This is a genomic window from Posidoniimonas polymericola (genome assembly GCF_007859935.1).
Classification (GTDB): domain Bacteria; phylum Planctomycetota; class Planctomycetia; order Pirellulales; family Lacipirellulaceae; genus Posidoniimonas; species Posidoniimonas polymericola.
In genome coordinates this window covers 1-23,655 of record NZ_SJPO01000013.1, presented here as the reverse complement: position 1 = coordinate 23,655, position 23,655 = coordinate 1, and the positions used below count along the sequence as shown (strand labels likewise).

The 23,655-nt window shown below is 61.2% G+C and carries 19 protein-coding genes and 1 pseudogene; 8 read left to right on the top strand and 12 right to left on the bottom strand.

The genetic code is table 11. The features are described 5' to 3' along the window. The first annotated feature begins 1 nt into the window (after position 1). From Pla123a_RS21440 to Pla123a_RS21420, 5 genes are all read left to right on the top strand, one after another. Complete coding sequence (locus Pla123a_RS21440) at positions 2 to 3,175, top strand: error-prone DNA polymerase (RefSeq protein ID WP_146590836.1); 3,174 nt, start codon at positions 2 to 4, stop codon at positions 3,173 to 3,175. Positions 3,176 to 3,515: 340 nt separating this feature from the next. Further along, on the top strand, positions 3,516 to 3,854 hold the full coding sequence (locus Pla123a_RS21435) for a DUF3422 family protein (RefSeq protein ID WP_146590834.1): 339 nt from the start codon (positions 3,516 to 3,518) through the stop codon (positions 3,852 to 3,854). Positions 3,855 to 4,019: 165 nt separating this feature from the next. Then, positions 4,020 to 5,054 (top strand): hypothetical protein, encoded by a 1,035-nt coding sequence (locus Pla123a_RS21430; RefSeq protein WP_146590832.1) that lies wholly within the window; start codon positions 4,020 to 4,022, stop codon positions 5,052 to 5,054. Next, on the top strand, positions 5,041 to 6,441 hold the full coding sequence (locus Pla123a_RS21425) for an MBOAT family O-acyltransferase (protein WP_146590830.1): 1,401 nt from the start codon (positions 5,041 to 5,043) through the stop codon (positions 6,439 to 6,441). The genes Pla123a_RS21430 and Pla123a_RS21425 overlap by 14 nt, the downstream gene beginning before the upstream one ends. 139 nt (positions 6,442 to 6,580) lie before the next feature. Then, a complete protein-coding gene (locus tag Pla123a_RS21420; protein WP_146590828.1) occupies positions 6,581 to 7,702 on the top strand; it encodes a GNAT family N-acetyltransferase in 1,122 nt (373 codons plus the stop codon). Between the two features lie 601 nt (positions 7,703 to 8,303). Here Pla123a_RS21420 and Pla123a_RS25075 read toward each other — a convergent pair. The 3 genes and pseudogenes from Pla123a_RS25075 to Pla123a_RS21410 all read right to left on the bottom strand — a co-directional run. Next, positions 8,304 to 8,507 (bottom strand): annotated as a pseudogene (locus Pla123a_RS25075) (IS1 family transposase); the annotation flags it as partial. Positions 8,508 to 8,531: 24 nt separating this feature from the next. Next, positions 8,532 to 9,038 carry an IS630 family transposase gene (locus Pla123a_RS21415; protein WP_197528176.1) on the bottom strand — a complete coding sequence of 169 codons (507 nt, stop codon included), beginning with the start codon at positions 9,036 to 9,038 and terminating at the stop codon, positions 8,532 to 8,534. Beyond that, positions 9,025 to 9,468, bottom strand: a complete 444-nt coding sequence (locus tag Pla123a_RS21410) for a helix-turn-helix domain-containing protein (RefSeq protein ID WP_146590824.1) — start codon at positions 9,466 to 9,468, stop codon at positions 9,025 to 9,027. Before Pla123a_RS21410 ends, Pla123a_RS21415 begins: the two co-directional genes overlap by 14 nt. Positions 9,469 to 9,739: 271 nt before the next feature. Here Pla123a_RS21410 and Pla123a_RS25385 point away from each other — a divergent pair, with 271 nt between their 5' ends. Next, positions 9,740 to 10,072 (top strand): DUF4236 domain-containing protein, encoded by a 333-nt coding sequence (locus Pla123a_RS25385; protein WP_391542993.1) that lies wholly within the window; start codon positions 9,740 to 9,742, stop codon positions 10,070 to 10,072. Between the two features lie 27 nt (positions 10,073 to 10,099). Here the strand turns inward: Pla123a_RS25385 and Pla123a_RS21400 are convergent, their stop codons facing one another. The 9 genes from Pla123a_RS21400 to Pla123a_RS25380 all read right to left on the bottom strand — a co-directional run bounded on the left by Pla123a_RS21400 (position 10,100) and on the right by Pla123a_RS25380 (position 22,025). Further along, the gene (locus Pla123a_RS21400) at positions 10,100 to 11,500 is read right to left on the bottom strand and encodes a hypothetical protein (RefSeq protein WP_146590820.1); all 1,401 of its coding nucleotides are present in this window, start codon (positions 11,498 to 11,500) and stop codon (positions 10,100 to 10,102) included. Further along, positions 11,497 to 12,189: a 4Fe-4S single cluster domain-containing protein gene (locus tag Pla123a_RS21395; RefSeq protein WP_146590818.1), complete on the bottom strand. Its 693-nt coding sequence runs from the start codon at positions 12,187 to 12,189 to the stop codon at positions 11,497 to 11,499. Before Pla123a_RS21395 ends, Pla123a_RS21400 begins: the two co-directional genes overlap by 4 nt. Continuing rightward, positions 12,186 to 14,255: an AAA family ATPase gene (locus Pla123a_RS21390; RefSeq protein ID WP_146590816.1), complete on the bottom strand. Its 2,070-nt coding sequence runs from the start codon at positions 14,253 to 14,255 to the stop codon at positions 12,186 to 12,188. The genes Pla123a_RS21395 and Pla123a_RS21390 overlap by 4 nt, the downstream gene beginning before the upstream one ends. After that, entirely contained in the window at positions 14,252 to 14,785 is a 534-nt protein-coding gene (locus Pla123a_RS21385) for a hypothetical protein (protein WP_146590814.1), read from the bottom strand. The genes Pla123a_RS21390 and Pla123a_RS21385 overlap by 4 nt, the downstream gene beginning before the upstream one ends. A 408-nt stretch (positions 14,786 to 15,193) precedes the next feature. Then, the gene (locus Pla123a_RS21380; RefSeq protein WP_146590812.1) at positions 15,194 to 15,619 is read right to left on the bottom strand and encodes a hypothetical protein; all 426 of its coding nucleotides are present in this window, start codon (positions 15,617 to 15,619) and stop codon (positions 15,194 to 15,196) included. 38 nt (positions 15,620 to 15,657) lie between these two features. Further along, a complete protein-coding gene (locus tag Pla123a_RS21375; RefSeq protein ID WP_146590810.1) occupies positions 15,658 to 17,286 on the bottom strand; it encodes a hypothetical protein in 1,629 nt (542 codons plus the stop codon). A 17-nt stretch (positions 17,287 to 17,303) separates the two neighbouring features. Further along, positions 17,304 to 19,583: a GAP1-N2 domain-containing protein gene (locus Pla123a_RS21370; protein ID WP_146590808.1), complete on the bottom strand. Its 2,280-nt coding sequence runs from the start codon at positions 19,581 to 19,583 to the stop codon at positions 17,304 to 17,306. 7 nt (positions 19,584 to 19,590) lie between these two features. Continuing rightward, entirely contained in the window at positions 19,591 to 20,925 is a 1,335-nt protein-coding gene (locus Pla123a_RS21365) for a hypothetical protein (RefSeq protein WP_146590806.1), read from the bottom strand. 341 nt (positions 20,926 to 21,266) lie between these two features. Next, a complete protein-coding gene (locus tag Pla123a_RS25380; protein ID WP_146590805.1) occupies positions 21,267 to 22,025 on the bottom strand; it encodes an SUMF1/EgtB/PvdO family nonheme iron enzyme in 759 nt (252 codons plus the stop codon). Positions 22,026 to 22,258: 233 nt separating this feature from the next. Between Pla123a_RS25380 and Pla123a_RS21355 the strand changes: the two genes are divergently transcribed. After that, the gene (locus Pla123a_RS21355; RefSeq protein WP_146590803.1) at positions 22,259 to 22,564 is read left to right on the top strand and encodes a transposase; all 306 of its coding nucleotides are present in this window, start codon (positions 22,259 to 22,261) and stop codon (positions 22,562 to 22,564) included. Continuing rightward, positions 22,561 to 23,445, top strand: a complete 885-nt coding sequence (locus Pla123a_RS21350; RefSeq protein ID WP_197528173.1) for an IS3 family transposase — start codon at positions 22,561 to 22,563, stop codon at positions 23,443 to 23,445. Before Pla123a_RS21355 ends, Pla123a_RS21350 begins: the two co-directional genes overlap by 4 nt. Positions 23,446 to 23,655 lie beyond the last annotated feature (210 nt).

Sequence of the window (23,655 nt, the reverse complement as noted above, 5' to 3'; positions counted from 1 at the left end):
GATGCCTGATTCTCCTGTGTTCTCAAAGCGTTCTGTTGAGGCAGCGCCGCCGCCGCCGCTGGCCGACCCCGAGGGGCCGCCCTACGCCGAGCTGCGTTGCCGCACCAACTTCTCGTTCCTCGAGGGCGCCTCGCATCCTGACGAGCTGGTCGCCCGGGCGGTAGAGCTCGGCTATGCGGCCCTGGCGGTGACCGACCGCAACAGCCTGTGCGGCGTCGTGCGGGCGCACGCCGCGGCTAAGTCGACCCCGCTCAAGCTGATCGTTGGCGCCGAGGTGACCCCCGCCGACGCGCCGCCGCTGGTGCTGTGGGCGCCCGACCGCGCGGCCTACGGCCGACTGTGCCAACTGCTGACGCTCGGCCGGCGGCGGGCCGAGAAGGGCACGTGCCAGCTCTCCCTCCGCGACATCTACCAGCACGCCGACGGCCTGCTGGCCGGCGTCGCACCGGACGGCGCCGACTTTTATTTCGACTGGGCCGCGTTCCGCGAGGCGTTCGGCGACCGCGGCTACTTGCTGGTTGACCTGCAACGCGACGGCGACGACCGGGCCCGGCTGGCGGCATTCGACGCGCTCGCCCGCCGCGTGCAAGCCCCGCTGGTCGCCGTCGGCAACACCTACTACCACGACGCCCGCCGCCAGCCGCTGCACGACGTGCTGACCGCGATCCGCCACGGCGTGACCCTCGCCGAGGCCGACGGCCGTGAGCTGTTCGGCAACGCCCAGCGGCATCTGCGTTCCCGGCGTGAGCTGGAAAGGCTGTTCCGCGATCGACCCGAGGTCTTGGCCCGCTCGGTCGAGGTAGCCGACCGCTGCGGGTTCTCTCTTTCGGAGCTCCGTTACGAGTACCCCGCCGAGCTGACGCCGGCCGGCAAGTCTGAGCGGCAGTGGCTGCATGAACTCACCTGGCGCGGCGCGGCCGAGCGGTACCCGGGCGGCGTGCCCGCGAAGGTCGACGCGATGCTGCGGCACGAGCTGACCTTGATCGGCAAGCTGCAATACGAGGCCTACTTCCTGACCGTGTGGGATATTGTCCGCTTCGCCCGTTCGCAGGGCATCCTCTGTCAGGGCCGCGGCTCGGCGGCCAACTCGGCGGTCTGCTACTGCTTGGGCGTGACCTCGGTCGACCCCGAGCACAGCGAACTGTTGTTCGAGCGGTTCATCAGCGCCGAGCGCAACGAGCCCCCCGACATCGATGTCGACATGGAGCACGAACGCCGCGAGGAGGTCCTCCAGTACGTCTACGCCAAGTACGGTCGGGAGCGGGCCGCGCTCGCCGCGACGGTCATCACCTACCGTGTTCGTTCTGCGATCCGCGACGCCGGCAAGGCGCTCGGGTTGTCGGTCGACCGGGTCGACGCGCTCGCCAAGCAGGTCGACGGCTGGGCGTACGACGCCAAGCTGCCCGACCGTTTCCGCCAGGCCGGCGTTGACCCGGCTTCGCCGCTGGGGGCGCGGCTGCTGTCGGTTGTTGAGCAGCTGGTCGGCTTCCCCAGGCACCTCTCGCAGCACGTCGGCGGGATGGTGATGACCCGCGGCCTGCTGTGCGAGATGGTCCCGATCGAAAACGCCGCGATGGCCGACCGCACCATCGTGCAGTGGGACAAGGACGACATCGAGGAGCTCGGCATCTTGAAGGTCGACTGCTTGGCGCTCGGCATGCTGACCGCGATCCGCAAGGCGTTTGATCTGATTGCTCTTCACACCGGCCGCCGCTGGACGCTCGCCACGATCCCGGCCGAGGACCCCGCCGTCTACGAGATGATCTGCCGCGCCGACACGATGGGCGTGTTCCAGATCGAGAGCCGCGCCCAGATGACCATGCTCCCCCGGCTGCGGCCCCGCAAGTTCTACGACCTCGTGATCGAGGTCGCGATCGTGCGGCCCGGCCCCATCCAGGGCGACATGGTCCACCCCTACCTCAAGCGACGCAACGGCGAGGAGCCGGTCTCGTACCCCAACGACGCCATCCGCGCCGTGCTCGAGCGGACCCTCGGCGTGCCGATCTTCCAGGAGCAGGCGATGAAGCTGGCCGAGGTCGCCGCCGGCTTCACCCCCGGCGAGGCCGACCAGCTCCGCCGTGCGATGGCCTCCTGGCGGTCCGGCGGCAAGATCGACCACTACCGCCAGAAGCTGCTGGACGGCATGCGGGCCAACGGGCTGGACGAGCAGTTCGCCGAGCGTTGCTACCGGCAGCTGCAGGGCTTCGGCGAGTACGGCTTCCCCGAGTCCCACGCGGCCAGCTTCGCGTTGCTGGTGTACGCCTCGTGCTGGCTGAAGTGCTGGCACCCCGCGGCCTTCTGTGCTGCGCTGCTCAACAGCCAGCCGATGGGGTTCTACTCTCCTTCGCAGCTAGTGAGGGACGCGCGGGCGCACGATGTTGGGGTGCTGCCGGTGGATGTGAACTACAGTGACTACGACTGCACGCTAGAACCGCAAGCCGAATCGCTCGCCCTGCGGCTTGGTCTGCGGATGGTTTCTGGGTTGTCGGAATCGGCCGCTCGGCGGCTGGTCGAGGCCCGACAGGCCGGACCCTACGCCAAGCAGCACGAGCTCGAGCGCCGCGCCAAGCTCGACCGCCGCGCGATGTCGTGCCTGGCGGCAGCCGACGCGTTTGGCTCGATGCGGGTCGACCGCCGCCAGGCGCAGTGGCACGCCCTCGCGCAGGAGTCGGACCGCGCCGCCCGCCCGCTGTTCGACGACCTCGACGACGACGAGCCGCTGATCGACTGCCTGCCGCAGGCGACCCCGCTCCAGCAGACCCTGGCCGACTACCAATCGCTCGGGTTGTCGCTGCGGCCCCACCCGCTGACGTTCTTCCGCGAGCAGCTCGCCAAGCGGCGGGTCGTGCCGGCCGAAGAGCTGCAGCAGACTCGCTCCGGCGCCCGGGTGGCCGTGGCCGGCCTGGTGCTGCTGCGGCAGCGGCCCGGCACGGCCAAGGGGATCACGTTCGCCACGCTCGAGGACGAGACCGGCCTCGCCAACCTCATCATCCGGCCCCACGTGTGGGAGCGTTACTACTCAATCGCCCGCCGCAGCAACGCCTGGATCGCCCACGGCGAGCTGCAGCACGCCGAGGGGGTGATCCACCTGCTGGTCCGCCGCCTCGAGGCGTTCTCTTCGCTCCGTGCCGACAACGCCGACGACCTGCGGTTTGCTTCACGCGACTTCCACTAACGCGCCGACCCTCGTAAAGTCCGAAATCACAGCACAGGGGACAAAACCCTGAGCGTGCCTGCCCTCGCCCAGGCGAAAAAGCCTTAAAAACCAGTCTGAAATGCCCCGCCACCCCTCTTAGGCCGTCGGGTTTTGTCCCACGGTAGGCTCGGAGGAGCCGTTCTGAGGGACAAATTGCTGAGCATCAGAACGGTGCTCCAGCAGCGACCTGCGGACCGCCTGTTGCGCAGCAGCAACCGACGCCGGCGCGCAGCAGCGCGGGCATTGTTTGTTGAGCGGTACCTCTATCAGACCGCGCTCACTGGCTCTTTTCGACAACATTCGGACCGCAAGCGAGAAAATGGGTTCGACACTAAATCGCGGGAAGACCTCCGACTCAGCCGAGCTGCGTGAGACGATAATCGAGGGCGGCTTTTCGATCAGCGAATTCCTGCTCCGCCGCAGCATCCCGGCGTTCCGCACTTGCCGGGCTGCAAGAGAGCGCATCCTCGCCCTGCAGATCGAGGTGCAGAATTACCAGCTGTTCCGCTCGATCGACCGGCAGGCGTCGCGGCCGCGGCTCTCGCCTTCGGCGATCGACAGAGGGGTTGCACTGGCCGAGCTGCCGGACGCGAACACGGAGGAGCTCGAACGTTACGGGCCAATAGACTGGACGGCCTTCGGCGCCTCGATCGAGTGATTGACTATGGCGGTCGGCGGATCGCCGGGCGACCATCTGTGCGCAATACGTCAGTTGTAAGGGGGTTCGGTCATCCGCCCGGTGCGGATTGGTGAGCTAGACTTCGCTAACCCCGCGTACGGCACAGTCTCATGCCGTAGGGACTCACCTTTCCGACTAGCAGTCATGTCCCCACGACGCTTCCTGATCGCGTTCACCGCGACCGTGACCGCCGCGTTCCTGGCGGTTTCCGCGTTGAACTGGGGGATCGACCCCTACGATCAGTACGGACCGCACGGACTGCCGCCCTTGACGCTCACTTCCCGCGGGGCGAAGTCGACGGCAATCGCTCAGGCGGCCGGCGCCGCCCGCGGCTTGGTGCTGGGTTCTTCGCGGGTGCTCAAAGTCTCGCCGGAGCAGCTGGAGTCGCTGACCGGCGCCAGGTTCTACAACGCCGGCGTCTACTACGGTCGTCCGGAAGACTTCCTGGCGCTCGTGCGGCGTTACGGATCGGTCAATGGAAGGCCGCCGAGCGAGCTAGTGATTGGTCTCGACGTCGATGCATTTGCCGACCGGGTGGGTCCCGACCCCGAGCTGCTACGCGTGCCCGAACTGCGGAGCGAGGTGCCCGAGTGCGTGACCCTCAGCGACCGCTGGCAGCCGGTCCGCGAGTTGTTGTCGTGGCGGCAGACGACCGGATCGCTGAGGCTGCTGTACGCCACGGCCCGCCACCGAGCCCCAGAGAACGAAGAGTTCTTCGCCCCTGATGGGTCGATCGTCTACGCCGAACGCGACCAGCGGCTAGCCGAGGGCGACTACAACTGGGGAACCGCGTTCAACTACGACCGTCAGGTGTACCTCGGACTCTACCAGGGGTACGACCGCCTGTCCCTCATGCGGATGCTGGCGTGGCGGGACCTGATGGACTACTGCGAGTCTCACGCGGTGCGGCTCACGGTGTTCCTGACCCCGGTCCACCCAAAGCTGCTGGACGAGCTGCGGGGCGTTGAGCACTACGAGCGGCGTCGGGCCGACGTGTTCGCGCTGCTCGACTGCACGCTGCCCCCGCGCGGCCGCTTCCTCGACCTTACCGAAGTGGCGTCCTTCCGTGGGGACCCAGAGGCCTTCTACGACGCCGTCCACCTGCGTTCTGCCAACGCGTCCCGGCTCGTCGAGACGCTCTTCAGCGGCGGGGAGGCCGAGCGCTATGCTGTTCAATAGCTACATCTTCGTCTTCGCGTTCCTGCCGCTCACGCTGTTGCTGTGGTGGAGTCTGCCGCGTGGCGGCGCTACCCGGCTGGGGCTGCTGGTCACGGCGAGCTATATGTTCTACGGCTGGTGGGACTGGCGTTTCCTGGGGCTGATGGCGCTGTCGACGCTGATCGACTACTTCGCCGGCCACCGTATCGCGCTCGCAAGCACGCTGCGCGCCAAGCGGTTCTGGCTCACGCTGTCGCTTGTGTCCAATCTGGGGCTGCTTGCGGTCTTCAAGTACGCAGGCTTCGCGGCGCAGAGCTGGAACGCGATTGCCGATTGGGTGCACCACGGCGGCCTGGTCCCGACCCCGCAGGTGATCCTGCCAGTAGGGATCTCGTTCTACACTTTTCAGACGATCAGCTACTCGGTCGATCTGTACCGTGGCAACGCGAAGCCGGCCGCCAGCCTGCTGCACTTCGCGGCGTACGTCTCGATGTTCCCGCAGCTCATTGCCGGCCCGATCGTCCGGTACTCGGATATCGACGAGCAACTCCGCTGCATCGACCGCCCGCTCGACGCGGCGCAGTTTGCTTCGGGGGTCTGGATGTTCGTCGTCGGACTGGCCCAGAAGCTGCTGCTAGCCGACGTGATTGCCAGCCGGGTTGATCCTTTGCTCGACCCGCACCAGACGCTCCAGCTCGCCGCCGGTTGGTACGCGATGCTGGGGTACAGCTGTCAGCTCTACTTCGACTTCGCCGGATACAGCAACATGGCGGTCGGCTTGGGCCGGATGCTCGGCTTCGAGTTCTGCCAGAACTTCGATTCGCCCTACAAGGCGGACTCGATCCAGGACTTCTGGCGGAGGTGGCACATCAGCCTGTCCACGATGCTGCGGGACTACCTGTTCATCCCGCTGGGAGGCAGCCGCGGTGCGCTGGTTCTCACGCTACGGAACTTGTTTGTAGTCATGCTCCTCGGCGGGCTGTGGCACGGCGCCGGTTGGACGTTCGTGCTGTGGGGCGCCTACCACGGCGTGCTGCTCGCGATCGCCGCGGTTTGGCGAACGCTGTCCCCCAAGCGGCTCCCGTACCCCGCGGCGGCCGCCGTCACGTTTGTTGCGGTGGTGTTCGGCTGGGTCCTGTTCCGGTGCGAGACGCTCACCCATGCCTGGGCGACCATGGCCGCGATGGTGGGGCTGAACGGCGTCGAATCGGCGCCGGTGCTGGCCGTTGGAGGCGCAAAAGCGGCCGCTCTGCTCGCGACGCTCCTGTCGATCGCCTGGTTCGCTCCCAACGCGTGGCGGATGAAGCTTCCGCTCAACGCGACGACGGGCGTCGCCGCTGCGTTGGTGTTTGTGCTGTGCGTCCTGCGCTTTGATTCGGCCAGCCCGTTCCTATACTTCCGCTTTTAGCCCGCCAATTCCCCAATTCCCCAATTCCCCAATTCCCCAATTCCCCAATTCCCCAGCTCCGCAGCTCCGCAGCTCCGCAGCTCCGCAGCCCGGCGGGGCTCGTCTGATCCCGCCGCCAGCCCAGCGCCGCCCGTCAACCATGAACGCCAACGCCCTGCAAATATCGACGGCCAACCCCTTGGACGGATCGCTACGCAATATCTGGAACGAGCTCGCCGGCGCGATGCTGTTCCGACGTTACGAGTGGGCCGAGTCGTGGCTGTCCACATTCGGGAAAGAGTGCGAGCCGCGTGTCGCTGTGGTGCGTGACTCTGCCGGCGAGGTGGTAGGGATTGCCCCATTCTGCCTGCGGCGAATGACCCGCGCAACCAAGGCCCTGGAGCTAATCGGCGGCGCCAAAGCGTGCGGCGATGAGTTGTCGCTGCTCGTGCGTCCTGGCCTGGAACCTGCTGTCGTCGAGGAGATTGCCGGATGGTTGGTCGCCGATCGCGCAGCGGGCGTCTGGGACGAGCTCTGGCTCACCGGGGTCGATGGCGGCGACCAAGTGATAGCGTTACTCGAGCAGGCACTGTCTGACGCAGGAGCGCACATGAAGCCGATTGAGGACCAGTCTCGCTGGGTGTGTCCGCTGCCGTCCTGCTTCGAAGATTACGCCTCGAGCCTCGGTAAGAGCTCACGCCGGTTGCTGAGGCAGGCGCTCAAGAAGGTTGACGACCCGAAGCAGAACAACCGGTTGAGGTTCGCCGAGGACGAGACCAGCCGGCAGGAGTACCTCGAAATCGCGGAGCAGCTCCACGAGATGCGTTGGCAAGGGCTCGAGGGTGGGGGTTGCTTCTCACACGCCCATTTTCGCGACTTCATCGACCGCGTGACGCGCGAGTGGCTGCAAGAAGAGAAGCTTCATCTGGCGGTGCTTTGGATTGACGAGGAGCCGGCGGCGGCGGCGATCAGCGCCGAATGCGGCGGGACGTTCTCCATCTACCTGACGGGACGCAACCCTCGCTTTGACGACCGTCACGCGGGCTGGATGATGAATTTCAGCTTGGTGAGGAGGGCGATCAAGAACGGGGCCCACACCCTCGACATGCTGCGAGGCGACGAGGCCTACAAGCAACGGCTGGGCGCCCGCCAGGCTCCACAGCTCATCTATTACGTTTCCGGACGCGGGGTGAGGAATTGCGTCCGAGGCCTTTCCTACACGGGCCGCGAGCAGATGAAGAAGTGGACGCGGCAGTGGTCCAAGACTGAGGTCCAAGACTGACGTGGCGCCGGAGTCGCGTGAGGCGGGGCCGAACCCCACTCGGCCGAAGTGAGTTGAGCCGCCGCGAACGAGGCACCCGCGGGAGCCGGTCGGGCATCGCAACGTGCCGAGCGACTAAGCCCATTTTGGCCCGGCCTAGTCGCAGATTTTAGGCCTAAACCAGACCGCATGCGCCTCCCAGCGCGAAGGCACAAGTAGCGGAGGAGGGACTCGAACCCCCGACACGCGGATTATGATTCCGCCCAAAGCCCCAGAAAACACCGGGAAAAACTGCAGTTCCGAAGTTCGCGCAGCTATTGGCGCAGCACGGCAATTGGCCGATCTCCATAACGAGGACTTGGCGTATATCATTCGCTCCTGGTCAGTGCTGCCAGAGGGGTTCCGACGCTCGATACTGGCGATCGCCGAAGCTGGCCGTTCTGAATATCGCTAAGTCTTGCTACATCGACAGTGGCCGCGCCGATGGGACCCAGCTGACGTTCCAGAATTTGCCCCAGACCCCCCGGGGACTGCCAGGGTTCCCTAGGTACTTAGTCCGTGCGCCCGGGCTCACGAGGTTTCACGATCTAAGGACGAGACCTAGCCATCTCCGTCCCGCGAGCATTCGCATCGTCAAGTTCTGCCGCTCCACGTAGCTGGTGCTGATGTGCTCCGGGTCAGGCTGGCCGGCGGCAACCTCTTTCTTGCAGCCAATACACTCAGCCGGGCTGTAACGCTTCTCGCCTTCCGGGGTCTGGCCGTACATCTTGATTAGCCGGGCGTAATCGATGTTGCCGCCGAAAGCCAAGTCCACCGCGGAAAGGTACCCCCATTCTAGAGCGCTCAACGTTTATTTGTAGCGGTATCCGCAGTGTCGGGAGTAGTTTCGGATCTCGGTTTCGGTGAAGAGTTCGAGGACCGTGCCGCAGAGCTCGACGAGCTTCTCCTGGGTGCGTCGAGCGCCGTCGCGTAGGAGGCGTTTGAACTTGCTGAAAGCGAGTTCGATGGGGTTGAGGTCGGGGGAGTAGGGCGGCAGGTAGCGGACTTCCGCGCCGGCCGCTTCGATCGCCTCGGCGACGCCTTTGACCTTGTGGCTGGAGAGATTGTCCATCACGACGACGTCTCCTTCACGCAGTTCGCGGACCAGGTGCTGCTCGACCCAGGCCTTGAACACGCGGCCGTTGATGGCGCCCTCGACGCAGACCGGGGCGATGAACCCGGTCGATCGGACTGCCCCCAGGAACGTCGTGGTGCTCCAACGCCCGCAGGGGGTCTTCTCCACCAGCCGCGAGCCCCTCTCGCTGCGGCCGCGTGAACGCGTCATGTTGGTCATGGCCCACGTTTCATCGAGGAACACCACACGATCGGGGTCGAGGCCCGGTTGCGAAGCGATCCACTCGCGACGCTTCAACGCGACGTCTTCGCGGTCTTGCTATTGGGCGACGAGCGTCTTTTTTTAGCGGCAGACGCAACGCCCGCAGCGCCCGACTGATCGTCATGTCGGAGGTCACCCAGCCCAACTCCTCGGCCGCCTTCGCCTGGAGCTCCGCCAGCGTCTGATCGCTCTTCTCGGCGATCTGAGCGCGGAGCCAATCGGCGTAGGGCGCCCAGCAGGGCCGGCGGTCACGCGTCTGCTTCGGCGATACCTTACCCTGCTCGCGACGCTCCTGCATCACGCGACGAACCCAAGACTCGCTGACGTTGAACTTCAACGCCACCTCACGCGTCCCCTTCCCAGCATCGCACTCGGCGAGCACCTCCGCCCGCCGTTCCTTCGAAGAAACCATCGGCTTCTCCTGGTTCTTGCCGAGTTTACTCAACTTCCCAAAGGGGCGCTAGGGATCTGCGTTGAACGCTCTAGCAGGGGCGTCCCGTTCTGCGACGGGCGGCTAGATTTCAAAGTGAACCACTACCGAACTGACACAGATTTGTAGCCGCGTATTGTGAATGCTATACTGCCGTTATGCGTGATTGGTTTTGCCAAGTGGAACTTCAGCTTGTAATGCTAAGTTTGCTCTCTGGCGTCTCTTGGGACTTCAGTCTGCACCGTTCTTGGGGGTGACAGCGTTGGGCTGGCGATTCCGTAAGCAATGGTCGAAGGGGCCACTTCGTTGGACGCTTTCCAAGCGTGGTATTGGGACCAGCATTGGCATTCCGGGGCTACGCTTCGGCCGTAGTTCCGATGGGCGGGCGTACTTCTCCTTTGGACTCAGAGGGACGGGGCTCTACTTCGTCCACTACTTCGGTCGCTGGTCGGTTCGTAACAACACCAGTAGTGAGCGGCGGACCTCAACAATTGAAGAATCGCTATCCTCAAGCCCAGCCAATGCGACAGCCGCCTTGAACAGGGGACAGCGTCGGCTGCTGCAGTTGCGACGAGACCGCGACTGAACGCCTTTGAGACATTTGGGCGGTGGGTTAGTTGAGGTCTCCTGAAAACAGGATCTCCCAAGCTTCGTCAGCCAGTAGTCTATCTGGAATTTCCTGGCTTCCGAAGGGCTCAAGCTCAACGGGGGGGCAGTCTTGTTTCTCTAGAAACCACCTGTTTTGCTCACGACGAAACTTGATCGCGGCGTCTTCGCCTGCGAGGCCACAGGGAGTTTCCTCTCCCCGAACAAACAGCATCGCTCCCGTTTGAGACCGCCCGAGCGCCGCGACGACCACCTGCTCGGCGATGGTGGCCTCGCCGGGCGTAGATTTCACAAAAAACAACAGCGCGTCGATGCCCTCATCGGCAGTCCTGGCAGCCTTCCACTCGTCTAGCGGCAAACCCCCAAGCAACAATTGGTGGTTGCTCACGTTCCGCTGGCTCCGGGTGCTCGCCAGCTCTCTCACTTTCGCGGCGGCCTGAGACGCCCGGTCAAAATGCAGCTCCCCTCGCCTAACATTGAGCAGAATCCTCCACGTGCCGCTACTTTCTTCGAGACTGGCTGCCGCATTCTCCATGAAACGCTTCGTTATCCCGACGCTGTGCTCGCCTAGGGTGGCCTCCAACGTGTGTTCCGCCTTGGGCGTTACGAGGCGCCAGGGAAGGCTGGCGACCTCCTCGGCAGTACCCAAAACCACTATCCTTAGTGCACCGCTGAAGAGGTTTCCTTGCACTTTCCACGGTGTATCTATCACGAGCCTGTGACCATGGATATCCAGCTTCCAGGCCTCAGCAGTCGCTTTCTGCGAGTGGTTTGACCAGTGCAGTTCGCACAACCGAGTGCCCTTGGGAAAGCCATCCGTAATGAAACGGTCTATCTTCGCATCGGTTGGTGTTAGGAGGGGTCTACCGGGCAGCACTCGCTGCCAGTGTTGTTGCTTGCGAGGATCCATTGACTTGACGAGACCGGCTATGCGCATTCCAGGGGGAACCTGTGCCTCAGCGCCGTCCAAGAGCTCACCGTCGGTCAGGGCAAGCAGCGTGCACTGCACGCAACCATTGTCCGAAGCGTTCTGCGCCAAGGACTCGATTACGGGGCGGATGAAACTCCCCTGTAGTGCGGCCTCAGCGATCAGCTCTTCACTTTCTCCCCAGCGCTCAAGCAGGCCAGGGTCGCCAATCAGGTCGCCCACGCTGTATTCTCCCCAAGGCAGCAAAGGACTTCCGCTGCTCATCCGGAAGACGATAAAAGGTGTCTTCCGAGGCAGCAACTCCGCCACTTTTAGAGTCGCTTCAACAGGGAGATCCGAGTAGCTGGTGGAATCCGAGAAGTCGAGCACGACGGCGAAGAGGTGATCAGAGCATGCCGGCTGAGTGAGTTCGACCAGTGTGAGCGGGTGAGGAGTCTCCTTGAGTGTCCACATAGTCAGCGTGGGCAGGTTGGTGCTCATTGCTGACCCTCTTTCACGAGGACTCCACGCGACGCGAGGGCCTCGACGAGCAATTCGTGAGTGTCCGAATCAGGGAAACCGGACATCCGCAAGCGATTTCCTGAGATAGAAAACTGGACTTCTTGAGTGCTTCCCGGATCATACTCTGCCCGGGCCTCAACCATGCCTTTCGGGCTGAGGGCATGGACTACCTGGTTCCCTGATCCTCGCCATTTATATGGACCGTGAGCCTCTTTTCGGTACTCGCCATCGATAAGGATGTCGAGAGCATTATACAGCCGTCCAAATCTCTTCGGCTCCGCAACCAAGGCGGCTCGCCTGTAGCCGGAGTAGGAGGCTGTGCTCAGCCCAAACTGCTGGAGCCGCTCGCTCAGCTCTCCAAGCTGGTCGGCCTGCTCAAATGGCTCACCACCAGAGTAGGTGACTCCGACGATGTCCGAAGTGCTGATTATCTGTTCATATAGTTCCTGGACCGTCCGCCGCTTCCCGGCCTCAAAGGAGAGGAATTCTGGCTGCGAGCAAGAGGGGCACCGACGCAAGCACCCGGCGACCCACACTACCGCTCGGCACCCGGGGCCCGCGACAAATGAGCGTTCTTGAAACGCGGCAACGAGCACGCCATTAGCTGGAAGGGTCGGAGGTTTAGCTTCAATTGGCAAGAAGGTATCGTCAAGTCGTTCGTTGGTCATGAGAGTTCGTACCACTGCCACTGAAGCTTCGATGAGTCAAAAGGTAACTCGCCGATCGAATCTGACTTCTCCCGGTAGTCTACTTGAAAGACCTGTCCTTCCTTTTTCTCCTCGTTAGTGAATAGCTCCATGGCTAGCTGATCCATCACGTAACGCCGCAGCAGGTTTCGGACCCCCCTGGCGCCATTGCGCTCAAAACCACTCGGATGCGTTCGCAAAAGTCGACGGAAGGCGGGTGTCACCTCGACGGAAATCCGGTACTTCTCCTCCAACATGGTGTTCAGATCGGCAACCTGCTTCTGCACTATCTGATCCTGGGCGTCTCCATCTTTCAAGAAGTTGAAGACGAGGATGTTGTCTTCACCGATGCGGTTGAGGATTTCCGGTCGACCAAGCTGGTCAACGAAGAATCCTTTCACTTCACGGCGAAAGTGATCGGCAAGATCATCGTAGCTCAAGCTGGACAGCTGTTCGTATCTTTCTGAGATCGCCGGCGCCTGGATTCCGCCAAGTGCAACCGAAGCGCCGGCGCCGTAAGTCTGATGTCTCGGAGCAGTCCCGAGGTTGGAGGTGAAAATGATTATCGACTCTGTAAAATAAACGGTCCGGCCCATCCCGTCCGTCAATCTGCCATCGTCGAGAATCTGCAAGAACTTATCAAGAATCCGACCGTGCGCTTTCTCGATCTCATCGAATAACAATACGCTAAATGGTCTGTCCAGCACCGCGTTCGTCAGCTGGCCGCCCTGGTCGAAGCCAACGTATCCAGGAGGTGCGCCTATTAGCCTCGCCTGCTGGTGTTCCTCGGAATACTCGCTCATGTCAAAACGGATGAGCGATGCTTCGTCTCCAAACAGCAGCTCGGCGATGGACTTGCTGAGCTCCGTTTTGCCGACTCCGGTTGGCCCCACGAAGAAAAAAACCCCGCGCGGCTTAGTTGAGTTTGCTCCCTTGCCGATGTCGCTCAACCCGAGCTTGGCACGGATAAGCGTGGGAGCGACCCTCCCGATAACTTCGTCTTGGCCCTTAACGCGTTCCTTGAGGGTCGTCTCGGAGTTCTTGAGCGTGTCCTCTCGGATTTTGAGCCAGGCGTTTTCACGGGCTCCAAAGCGGAATCGGTCCAGGAGGATCTTGAACTGTGGCTTGCCGAGGCCAAGCTTCTCGCTGTGACTAAGGGTGACAAGGCTCAGCAGGTCTTGAGTGCGCAAGCCCTCCGTAAGGTTGGCGAAATGTCTTAGGAGATTCGAATCGTCGTCAGGTGAAAACCTGTCGCCCGGTGAGCTGTAGAACCTATTGTGGTTGCTGCGAAAGAACGATTCCCGCTCGTCAGTGCCGGGCACAGGCAGACGAATCGACCGCGAGAAGGGCGCTTGGACGGATAGCTCCTGAGGGATGGCGCCCTCGACGTCGAAAAGCATGACGACCTTGCTCGCAAGCTTGTCCCCGTCGAACCGGGGGCGCACGGTCCTCGCGGCCTTTTGGATCAGGAGCGATAGGCGTTTCTCCTCCTCATTCTGCCGGTCGGTAAAGCTTATGTGTCGATCCATGTACCGACAGATCACCGCGACCGCGAGTTCGTCGGTCGGAAGCACCAGGTTGTACAGGGTGCCAAAGAAGTCGATCGGTTCTTGACGAGTGCTCAGGACCGGTAGCCACTCTTCAGGCTGCGTGTCTGGCGAAGAACGCGGCAAGGTGCTGCCACGTGGGCGAGGAGGTTCCTCGCTTTGGTTGGCGGGTGGGGAGGCTGCTCGACTGGCGGGTGAGCTACCCTCCCGTGTTGCTCCATTGGCGACCAGAGACTCGAAGCGACTCGCCATACGGCCGCGGAGGGCAATCGCTCCATCCACTAGGTCATAGATGAGAACAACATCGTATCCCTTGTGCTCCAGATCCAAAGCCAGCCAGATTTCCAGCGGCACATAAGGGCACTCTTCCGGTATGCGGGGGGCTCGCGACCGCATTCTCGCGTCGGCCAGGAAGAGGTCCTTTACGTTGCCATGCAGCAGCACAAGGGGATCGAGCAGCAGAGCGTCATTCAGATCCCTCTGCCAAGAGGTTTCTGTCATTGGTGCGATCCCCTCTCGTGCTCCTCGCCGCGTGGGATGTCCTTGGCGCCCTTCCGGATGCTGATCGGGCGTTCCCGGAGATCGGCTCTCGTGGGCGAGACATTTGCGCCCCGAGAAGCCATTGATTCTACGTAGTCGTGGAAAGCGGTCTTGCAGTGCTCGCCCTCGATCCCGCTCCAGACGGACTTGACTTCATCCGTGAGGTTGACCTTCGCAACAACTTCCTCGCCGGCGCGTCGTGCCTGAATCACAACGTCTCCTTCGGGCTGGGATTCATTCTCAAAGTACGGGTCTGCGACGAAGAATCCAACTTCCTTTAGGGAGTCGATGATATCCCGCAGCAGGTCGTTGCGCGCTTGGCACTTCGCGTCTATCTCGGCCGCCTCAAGCGAAATCCCTTCCGCAGCGGCACACAGCTCTTTCGCTGCCCGTGGGACGCTTTCCGGACTCCTTTCTCCCCCATCGTTGTCTAGTAGCGTTGATGCCCGACGACACCAGTCCGCCAACTCCTGAGGGCGGTACAGTTTCACCAACTCATCGTGGCAAAGGACCGCTTCCCAGGATGCTAGCGATTCCATGTCTCGCGTGGCAGCCTGGATCGCCGCCTCGTTGCTGGTTTTTTCCCGGCTTGGCGAAGCGGGCTCAGCCTGGAAAGATACTGCCGGCGCAGGAGCTGTTTCTCGGTGAGAATCGGTCTTCGCCTGGACTGTGCCCAACACCTTCGACTTGAAGCGGAGGCGTTGCAGGTTTGCGATTCGCCTGTGCGCTGCCACTCTTGACTCTTCAAGCCGTCGCCGGTTCGCTGCGGCCCGCTCTCGCATCATTGCGAGGTTGCGCTGTCGGATGGTTTCCAAGCGGAAAGCTGTTAGTTCAATCGTAAAGTCTTTGGGACCGCTCACGTTATTGCTCTGCCTGTTGATGATAGTTTGACTGTGATATCAGAAGATATCGTCCCCTGCGATGTGCTCTTCAAGTGAGTCGGCAAGTGATGCCACGCTGTACACCGCGTCAATCAAGTGGGTAACGTTAAAAGGCTCATTCGGAAGCACCGGCAGGTTGTGAGCAACATCGATGACCGGGGGGGAGGTGTCCGTCACGAGCGCGCAAATACCGTAGACCGACCGTGCATTGAACTCAAGCGCTGTTGTGACATGATCGTGGTTCTCGGGGACTGCTGCTCGTGACCTGACACGAACATAGGAGGCAAGGCTACGGCGACCCCGATGGGTCTCGATCCTGACTACCTGCGAACGCCCCCTCTCCAGGGGGATCTCAGCAATTATTGCCCCCGCTTTGGTGTGAACCCTCTTCGCACCGATCCCTTTGAGAGCTGCCACCACCGCATTTGTAAACGCATCGCTCATGGCTCAACATTCATGGGTTACCGTCTTTCAGTCTGCTCTTATGTCAAGGCTTCCTCCGAAGCGATGCGCACAGCATCCGAGGCAAAGCCTCGTAGCACTTCCGCGTAGCCCTCAGCCGTTACAGACTCGTAGGGCCGCCTGTCAATTAGGAGCAAAGTGGAAGCATGCTGACCATCGCCTCGACTCAGCGCGAGCCCCCCGTACATTACTCGTTCATTAATAGCCAGGGCGTCTGCGTAGCTGTCTGGATGGATAATCTTCAGCGGGACACGAGCTACCAAGCACTTCCTGCCGTTGGACTCGATGGTGATGTCAACGGATATACTGGAAGTGACTTCGGTTCCCTTTACCGACGTCTTGACAACATATCCCGCCGCTGAAGCGGTTACCACTAGCCCCAGTTCTTGCAGCCGACTTCCCAACGAGTTCTCATCGAGCGAGTGAATCGGGCCTCCCTCGACAAGCTTCGCATGGCACCGGCTCGTGAGCTCCGACGATCCCAGTCCGACAGATGAGAACATCCTGTCGATCAGTGCTAAGCCGCGAGACGCCATGCTTCCGCCTCGCGGGAGCACGCGAGGAGAGATCGCGAGGCGCCTTCCGCCGACAACCAGTTCGGCCCGGTCCCGACCTCGCTTTAGCAAGGTCTGATACACGTAGGCTGTCTTCACCTGCACCCGCGCTCCGACGACTCGCTCGGACGGCGCCAGGGTTGATCTTAGCCGCGCGAGGCTGCTCTGAGCATAGCTCTGAACGGTTGAACAAAGTTCCCTCAGCTGCGTGGCATCGGCATCGAATGTCAGTGGGGCGTTGTCACCTTCAAGCAGGCAGGCGTGCTCGTAGATGGGGTCGGAGTTGTCGTAGAGGCGGTCAGGCTCAAGTCCGAGGTTATCTTCGTCGACCTGCAGCAGCCTGCAGACGAGATGGCTCCGCCGACCAACCTTGATACGCCATTTCCGCACAAAACGTCCGGCGCCTGAACAGCGAATGCAGTGGACGTGCCCCATCTCACCGCAGGTGGTGCACGCTCTGGCGCCCTCACCGCCGCATGCTATGCAGACGGCGGTTCCCACGCCATCGCAGTCGCGGCAACTGTAGTTCTGCCCATCCGAGTAAGTTACTTGTCCCGTTCCGCCGCACCTTTCACACAGGACCTCGCCAACACGCTCGCAGTCGTTGCAGGGAATGATCCCCGACGCGCGACAATGAACGCACTCGGCTTGACCTCGCCCCCCACACAGCTCGCAGTCGAACACCTCTTCCCCTCCCGAGACGTCGTGCGAGGCTTCGGTGGGAACGGCTGGAAATTCCAGTGTTGGTGTGGGCTGTATGCCGTAGAGGTCAGGAGGAAGCCGCCCGACTGACAGGGGCGTTTCGTCACTGATTGGTTCCACGTAGCCGGAGAGCTCGCGGCTTTCAATAAGCGACTCAAGCCCAAGCATTCCCACCGGGACACGCGTCACGCGTTCTATCTGGAACTCCTCGGTGAAGTAGGCGGGTAGCGAATCGAAGCGGTAGAGGTAGGCGGCAAGATGCGTTCTCAGCTCCTGAAATACCGCGGAGTCGGTGACTTTTTCTACTTCATTGCACAAGTCCTCCAGGTACACCCGGGGCTGGAGGGCATCTGAGGCTTGCGCTGAATAAGTGTGAATCGAAGAGCCTGCCATAGAAGTACGGTCGCGTGCTAGACCAGAAAAAGCCAAGGAAAGACTGCCGGCAGTATGAAAGACACGGCGACGATCGCACAGGAAAGGAATATCCCGACTACCGAGCCCACCCGGCTCCACTGGTTCGGTTGCCCATCTGGCCACAGGACACGTTCGAGGGACACGACCAGCAGGGGTACACAAGCCAATGAGAGCATGACAACCGACAGCGGGATTGCTCCCGATCCGCTCCGGAAGATCCGCTCCCCCAGAACAAGAGCCCTGGCTAACCAGGAGCCGGCTACTCCTACAACTATCACGGCACCGAGTCCCATAAACCAGTTCGGCAGCCGTCGAACGGCACGCAAGCCGCGTGCATTGGTGGTGGCCAGCGGAGGATCCCGGAGATCATGAGGAGGTGAAACTTCAATCCCGAGATCGTCTGCCTGACCTTGAGGTTCAGGTGGGAGTGAAAACTGCGGAGATGAGGGAGGCGGAGTAAAGGGGTCTGGAGAACGTGCCGCAGAAGGCTGGGGATACTGTTCGCCTATAGGGGGAGTTACTGTGGGTGGTGGGGGCTCCGGCGGTGGCACCGAGACTTCAGGAGGCGTCTGTGTGCTAGTGGGTTGACCAAGGTGTTTTTCTGCCAGCTGCTTGAGATGCTTCGCTCGTTCGCGGATCAACCCATCGAGCTTCTCCGCAGCGGATAATGGCTCTCCAGTCCCGAGCTTCTTGCGAAACCGTTCTAGTTCATCGAATAGGTCATCCACACTGCCGAACTCACCAACCTCGCCATTCTTGATTTCTTCAAGACGCTCCAATGCTAGGTTGACGATTTCGGTGCTCGGCGTTTGACATTTCTGAATGAAGCCAAGCAATTCCTTGGGCGGGGGGGCTAGTTCCGTGAGCAGCAACTTCTCAGCAGTTAGGCAGTACCTGTGCTCTTTGGCGGCCTGTCTAACTGCAAAGCTCCTGAGGCCACTTGAGCAGTGTGAAGAAATGATCTGCTCAATGTCGCGATTGAGGCTGTCTGCTTTTTTGTCCGGACTGCCAAGTAGTTGTGTCAGGGCATCAAGCAATAGCTGCTGATCAGGTTCCGGTTTCAATGCGAACGTTAATGCGGCTTTTCTCGATTCCTCGGGAAGCTCCCCGTCAAGCAGCAGGCTAAGTAGCGAATCCCACTTCTCCTTCTTGCTACTCCAAGAAGTCACTCGATTCTTGATACACTTATTCATGTGATCGACAAGATACTCATGCGCCCGATCAAGCTTCTGTTGACCAAGGTCGTGAAGCACCTTCTTCAGTTGATTAGTGGCTTTCACAAGGCCTTTGTGATTGCCGACGGATGACAGCTCTTGTTCGAGTCCCCTTATTCTTGTGAATAGCTCGGCATGCTGACACCGGAGATCTAGTACGTCAAACAGGCTAACCGCGTCCCGAATTTCTACCCGCGGGTCAGGCTTCTTCAACAGCTCAACCATGAGAGCCTGGTAACTACCGCTTGGCCGTTCTTCGAGTGCGGTCGCTGAAGTGAGATCGAACACGTGTGGGCGGCTCTGCCCCCTTCGCTCACGGTATCGCTTCACGAACTCGGTTGTGGGGTAGGTGACCAAGAGCCTTGCCTCGCCGGGCGCATCCGAGCTGTCAATGACGTGCGAGGCACAACCCATGTCGAGTTGGACCGAGCGGGGTAGCAGGTCGAGGATGTCCGCTAAGACGGATGCCGCGTGGAAGCCGTCTTCGCGGTTAATGCAAACTACGACCGGTCGACCAGAGCATGCGGATTCCATCAGCGCGGCCGCGACTGCTGGCAGCAGGCATTTGGCCTGCCCCCTCCAGAGCCGATCGCACGACGGCAGCGGGAGAGCGGATGGATCGTCAGGCTCATCAACCTCAATAGTTGCTCCCAAATGCGAGGGCGGTTGGTCCCATTTCCTTTTGAAAAGCGGTGCGCAAACGCGTATCAGGTCGCTCGGCCAGGGGGCGTCGCTGCCATCCTCATCTAGTAAGAACACAAACCGGTGCGATAGTGGTGTTGTGCGGGCCGTATGGTCGGCGCCGGCGAAGATGACCTGCGAGATACAGAGGGCTCGCTGGTCCTTCCCGCTTCTCGACATGACGATCCGAGGAGGGTGCTTTGCCGGGTCGTCTGGCGGGAGATCGGCCAGGAATGGGTACCTGTTAACCTTGTCGAGATCTCGTTGAACGTCTTCAGGGAAATCTCTAGTGCACGCTACGACTCCAAGCCCGCTGCCGCTGGAATTCAGCAGTTCTGAGGCCGAAGTATAGATTTGCTGATGGCAGTGTAAGAGACCCATTTTGCGCCTACGACTTTCCAAACAAACGTGACCACCAGCTTCTGCCAATATCACTCTTGCGATGGTTCTTTCCCAGCGAGAGATGTTCTCGACTTCGATTGGAGCCGGTGGAGGATTGAGCATCGGATGCCTCATCCTCGACTTCGATGTCCGGTATCCACAACGGTAGACCCGTGTGGGGGTGAATGATAGTACTTCTCGCGTAGCCCGCGTCGAGATGGATGCCCCGCGGGCTGTCCGGGGTCCTGATCATTAGGCGAGGCGTCGCACCCGAACGGTCGATGGTAGTCAATGCGACGGGGGCCTTCTTGGGATTCTCTCCGTTACGGCGCCAGCGGTGGATCTGACTCCACCGGCAGAGCAGCCACAACATCGGGTCCGACACCCGAAAAGGCTTCAGTTCATTAGGGCGGACTTTTAGAAGATTGCCATCCTCCACGGGGCTACAACCAAGGGCAGAGACCGGGAAGTACCTCACATGACGGAAGCTTGATTCAGCCGTGCGCACGAACTCTGGACAGAGATCTTCAAGAAGCTGTCGGATCAGTAAAGAGATCGCGTTAATCTCCTCGACGTCGAGCGCGGCCACGCCATGCTTGCGGTCGTACTCGATCGAGGTGTGGTCTATCAGTTCTGGAGACGAGAAGATGGATGCGCAGTTGCTTGAGTGGGGAACCAGCGACTTCCACACGTCATACTTCTGCATGCAGACCAGAAGGTCGGCATCAATTGTTTCCGATGTTGAGAGATTCTTATGCCTGCGGATGCGTTGGATTACCTCAGTCAGCACGTCCTCCTGCCTAGTCCTACGCTCTTTCTGGTGAACCTGAGGGTCGTTGGAGATGGGGGCCAATCTTTGTCTTGCATTGCGGTCCTGCAAGAGGTCAAACGCGAACAAGACCGCCTTGCTTTCGCCGAGGTGCTTGGTTGCCAACCCACCCTTTTTGTAACTGGTGAATTCAAAGTACTCACCTGGGTTGTCGTAAAGAATGAAGCTAAGTGGCTTGCTCAAAATACTCGGAGTGGTCGCCGCGTGCTTCGCTGGGCGAAAGAAGAAGATGAATGGTTTTGGCAGTTCGATCTCCGCGCCGTCGATTGTCACCGTATTGGAGAGGTCCCCTTCTTGGGTCTTGCGGAGAAACGACAATTTGTCTTCCGACTCAAACAGCGCATTGTAATAGTCCGAGTAAACTCTCTTTTCATGACTGTCGCTGACCGTGAGCGTGCAGTCGAATGATCTGGCCAGATCCTCACGCAGCTGTTTGAGCATGACCGTCAGGAAGTAGGTCTTGCCCGAACCTGGTGCTCCCACAATGGAGATGAACCTAGGTGTGATGCCCAAGACGTCCGTCGGCACCTGGAGGTGGCATCTGGGGCAAGCCCGTTCGGTCATCGGCCACCCTCTGGGGTCTATCGCCTTCCCCTCACGATTGGTGCTCACGTTGAGGGGGCTAAACCTTGTCTGAACGCCCTTATCACTGATGACATCGTCACCCGTAAGATCTGCGTGCTCCGAAATGTAAAGCGCCCGTGATACTGGGAACTTGTGCCAGCAGTGCGGGCACGTCGTCTTGGGGCTCCTGAGATGATCGAGTGAGTTTCCTGACGACTCTGGCATAGGTTCCAAACTCCACAATCGCCAACCTGTAGGCGTCTTATGAGGGGTAAGAATGAATATCGAACTCACTCCCCCCAGACCGGTAGGTCTGAGGGAAGCATGTCCCATACGCGACGGAATCCCCGATAGGGACTTGTTTCATTGGGCGACTTACCTTTGCGCCAAGATATGGTGAACCCAGATGTTCCCGGTGGAGCGCCCCGGACCGAAGCGTCCGATGAGCCTCCGGCAGACTTCAGGTGATGCCCGCGGTTGTACCCGTCCGCTCTCCAGTAGCACGGGCTGAACGCGTCCGCGGTCCATTCCTCAATCAGACCAGGGAGGCACTCGCAGGAGAATGAACCACGCCAGACTGAGTGCTGAGTGAATGGGTCATGCTGACTAGTGGGTTGGGCGCCCTGCATGGCGGCCTCCCACTCAGACTCAAAGGGGAGCCGCGCCGAGAAGAAGCTGCAAAACGCCTGCGCCGCAAACCAGCTCAATCCGGTTAGGGGGAGGTCGGACGACTGGTGTACCTTCCCACTCAGCCTATTTCGTAGAGGGCCGCTCGATTCAATGAGACCGCGACAACTGGCGTCGACTGAGTCGGGCATTTGCCAATCAGAATCTGCCCCGGCTCTCCTCCAAAGTTCCTGCTTGCCGTACCCCCCGCCAGCCACAAAAGTCTCGTAGTCGCGCCACGAGACTGGGAACCGGTCGATCCAGAAACTCTCCGCGAAGTGCTTCTCATGCCGGGGACTAGCGTCGGGCACCAGCTCATCGCCGATGTGATAAGACCCAGCTGGGACTTCGATCACGACAGGTTTTGCACTTTTGTCCCACATAGCCTACTGACGGATTCTTTCTCCAGAAGCCCATTGATCCAACTCTGAATAGCTTAAGATCAACGCCGCGAATAGTAAAGCAATGGCGACATCTGATTTTCTTGTCCGGTCTTATCGCTATTGGTGGAGATGCCCAGAGCAGCCGCGAATCAGAACGCCTGCGTCGACTGCGATAGCCCACGACTTTCGGACAGCGGCGGGAGCCGGAATAATGGTTCCCGAAGGAGGTCCGGATGGACGATCAATCGAAGCGGAAGCGGCCAACGTACAGCGAGGAGTTCAAGCGTGACGCGGTGCGTCTGGTAGTTGAGGAGGGGTATTCGATCAAGGCGGCGAGCCAGGCGGTAGGGGTGTGCGAGGCGTCGCTGCGGGGCTGGCATGCGAAGCTTGTCCCGCCCCCCGAGCCTTGCGGCGAAGAGGCGACGGTCGCCGAGCTCCGCGACGAGTTGAAGCGGGTCCGCAGGCAGCTCAAGCGGGCGGAGCTGGAGCGAGAAATCCTAAAAAAAGCCACGGCGTACTTCGCGAAGGAGTCGACGTGAAGCACGCCTGGATCACCGAGCACCGCGGCTCCTTTCCAATCGCGCTGATGTGCGAACTCTTGGGCGTGAGCCGCTCGGGCTACTACGACTCGATCGACCGTTCCGTCAGCCCGCGGGCGGAGCGGACCGCGAGGATTCACGCCGGCGTTCGGCAGGTGTTCGCCGAGAGCCACACGATCTACGGCCCGGCCAAGATCGCCGAGGCTCTCAGGGAGAACCAGGAGTTGGAGAGCGCCTGCCGCAACACGGTCGCCCGTGCGATGAGGGATCTGGGCCTCAAGAGCCGGGTCCGCAGGGCGTTCACGCCGACGACAACCACGTCCGACCCGTCGAAGCGTCCGGCGCCCAACACGCTGGGCCGCGACTTCACGGCCGAGCGGCCCAACCAGAAGTGGGTCACCGACATCACCTACCTGCCGACCGCGGCGGGGTGGGTCTACCTGGCCGCGGTGGTCGACCTGTTCAGCCGCAAGGTGGTGGGCTGGGCGATGAGCGACTCGCTGGCGACGCCGCTGGTCAGTGGGGCGTTGCGTCACGCGGTCCAGTCGCGTCGCCCCAACCGGGGCGAGCTGCTGCACCACAGCGACCGCGGCTGTCAGTACACCAGCGAGGGCTACCAGAAGACCCTCAAGACGCTGGGCATCGAGTGCTCGATGAGCCGCCGCGGCGACTGCTACGACAACGCGGTGGCCGAGCGGTTCTTCTGGTCACTCAAGCACGAGTGGACCAAGCACGAAACCTACGACGACCTAGAAGCGGCACGCCAAAGCGTGTTCAAATACATCGACGTGTTCTACAATCGCCAGCGGCTTCACCAGTCGCTCGGCTACAAGACACCCGAGCAATTCGAAGCCGAAAACGCCCCGGCAATAGCGGCGTAGAAACCTGGCCCGCCGCTGTCCGAAAGTCGTGGGCTATCGCAGACCGCAGGATCGGCGCTATCCGAGGCAAGTGCCTCAGTCGATTCATCGCGTTCGGCTAGAGCGTCTCGACCAACTTGTGCCTTCCTAGGGCCTTGTCGACTAACTCCAGACGAACTGAGGCGTGCCGAGTTGCGTGAAGCGGTTAAGAATCGCGCAGCGTAGCCGGCA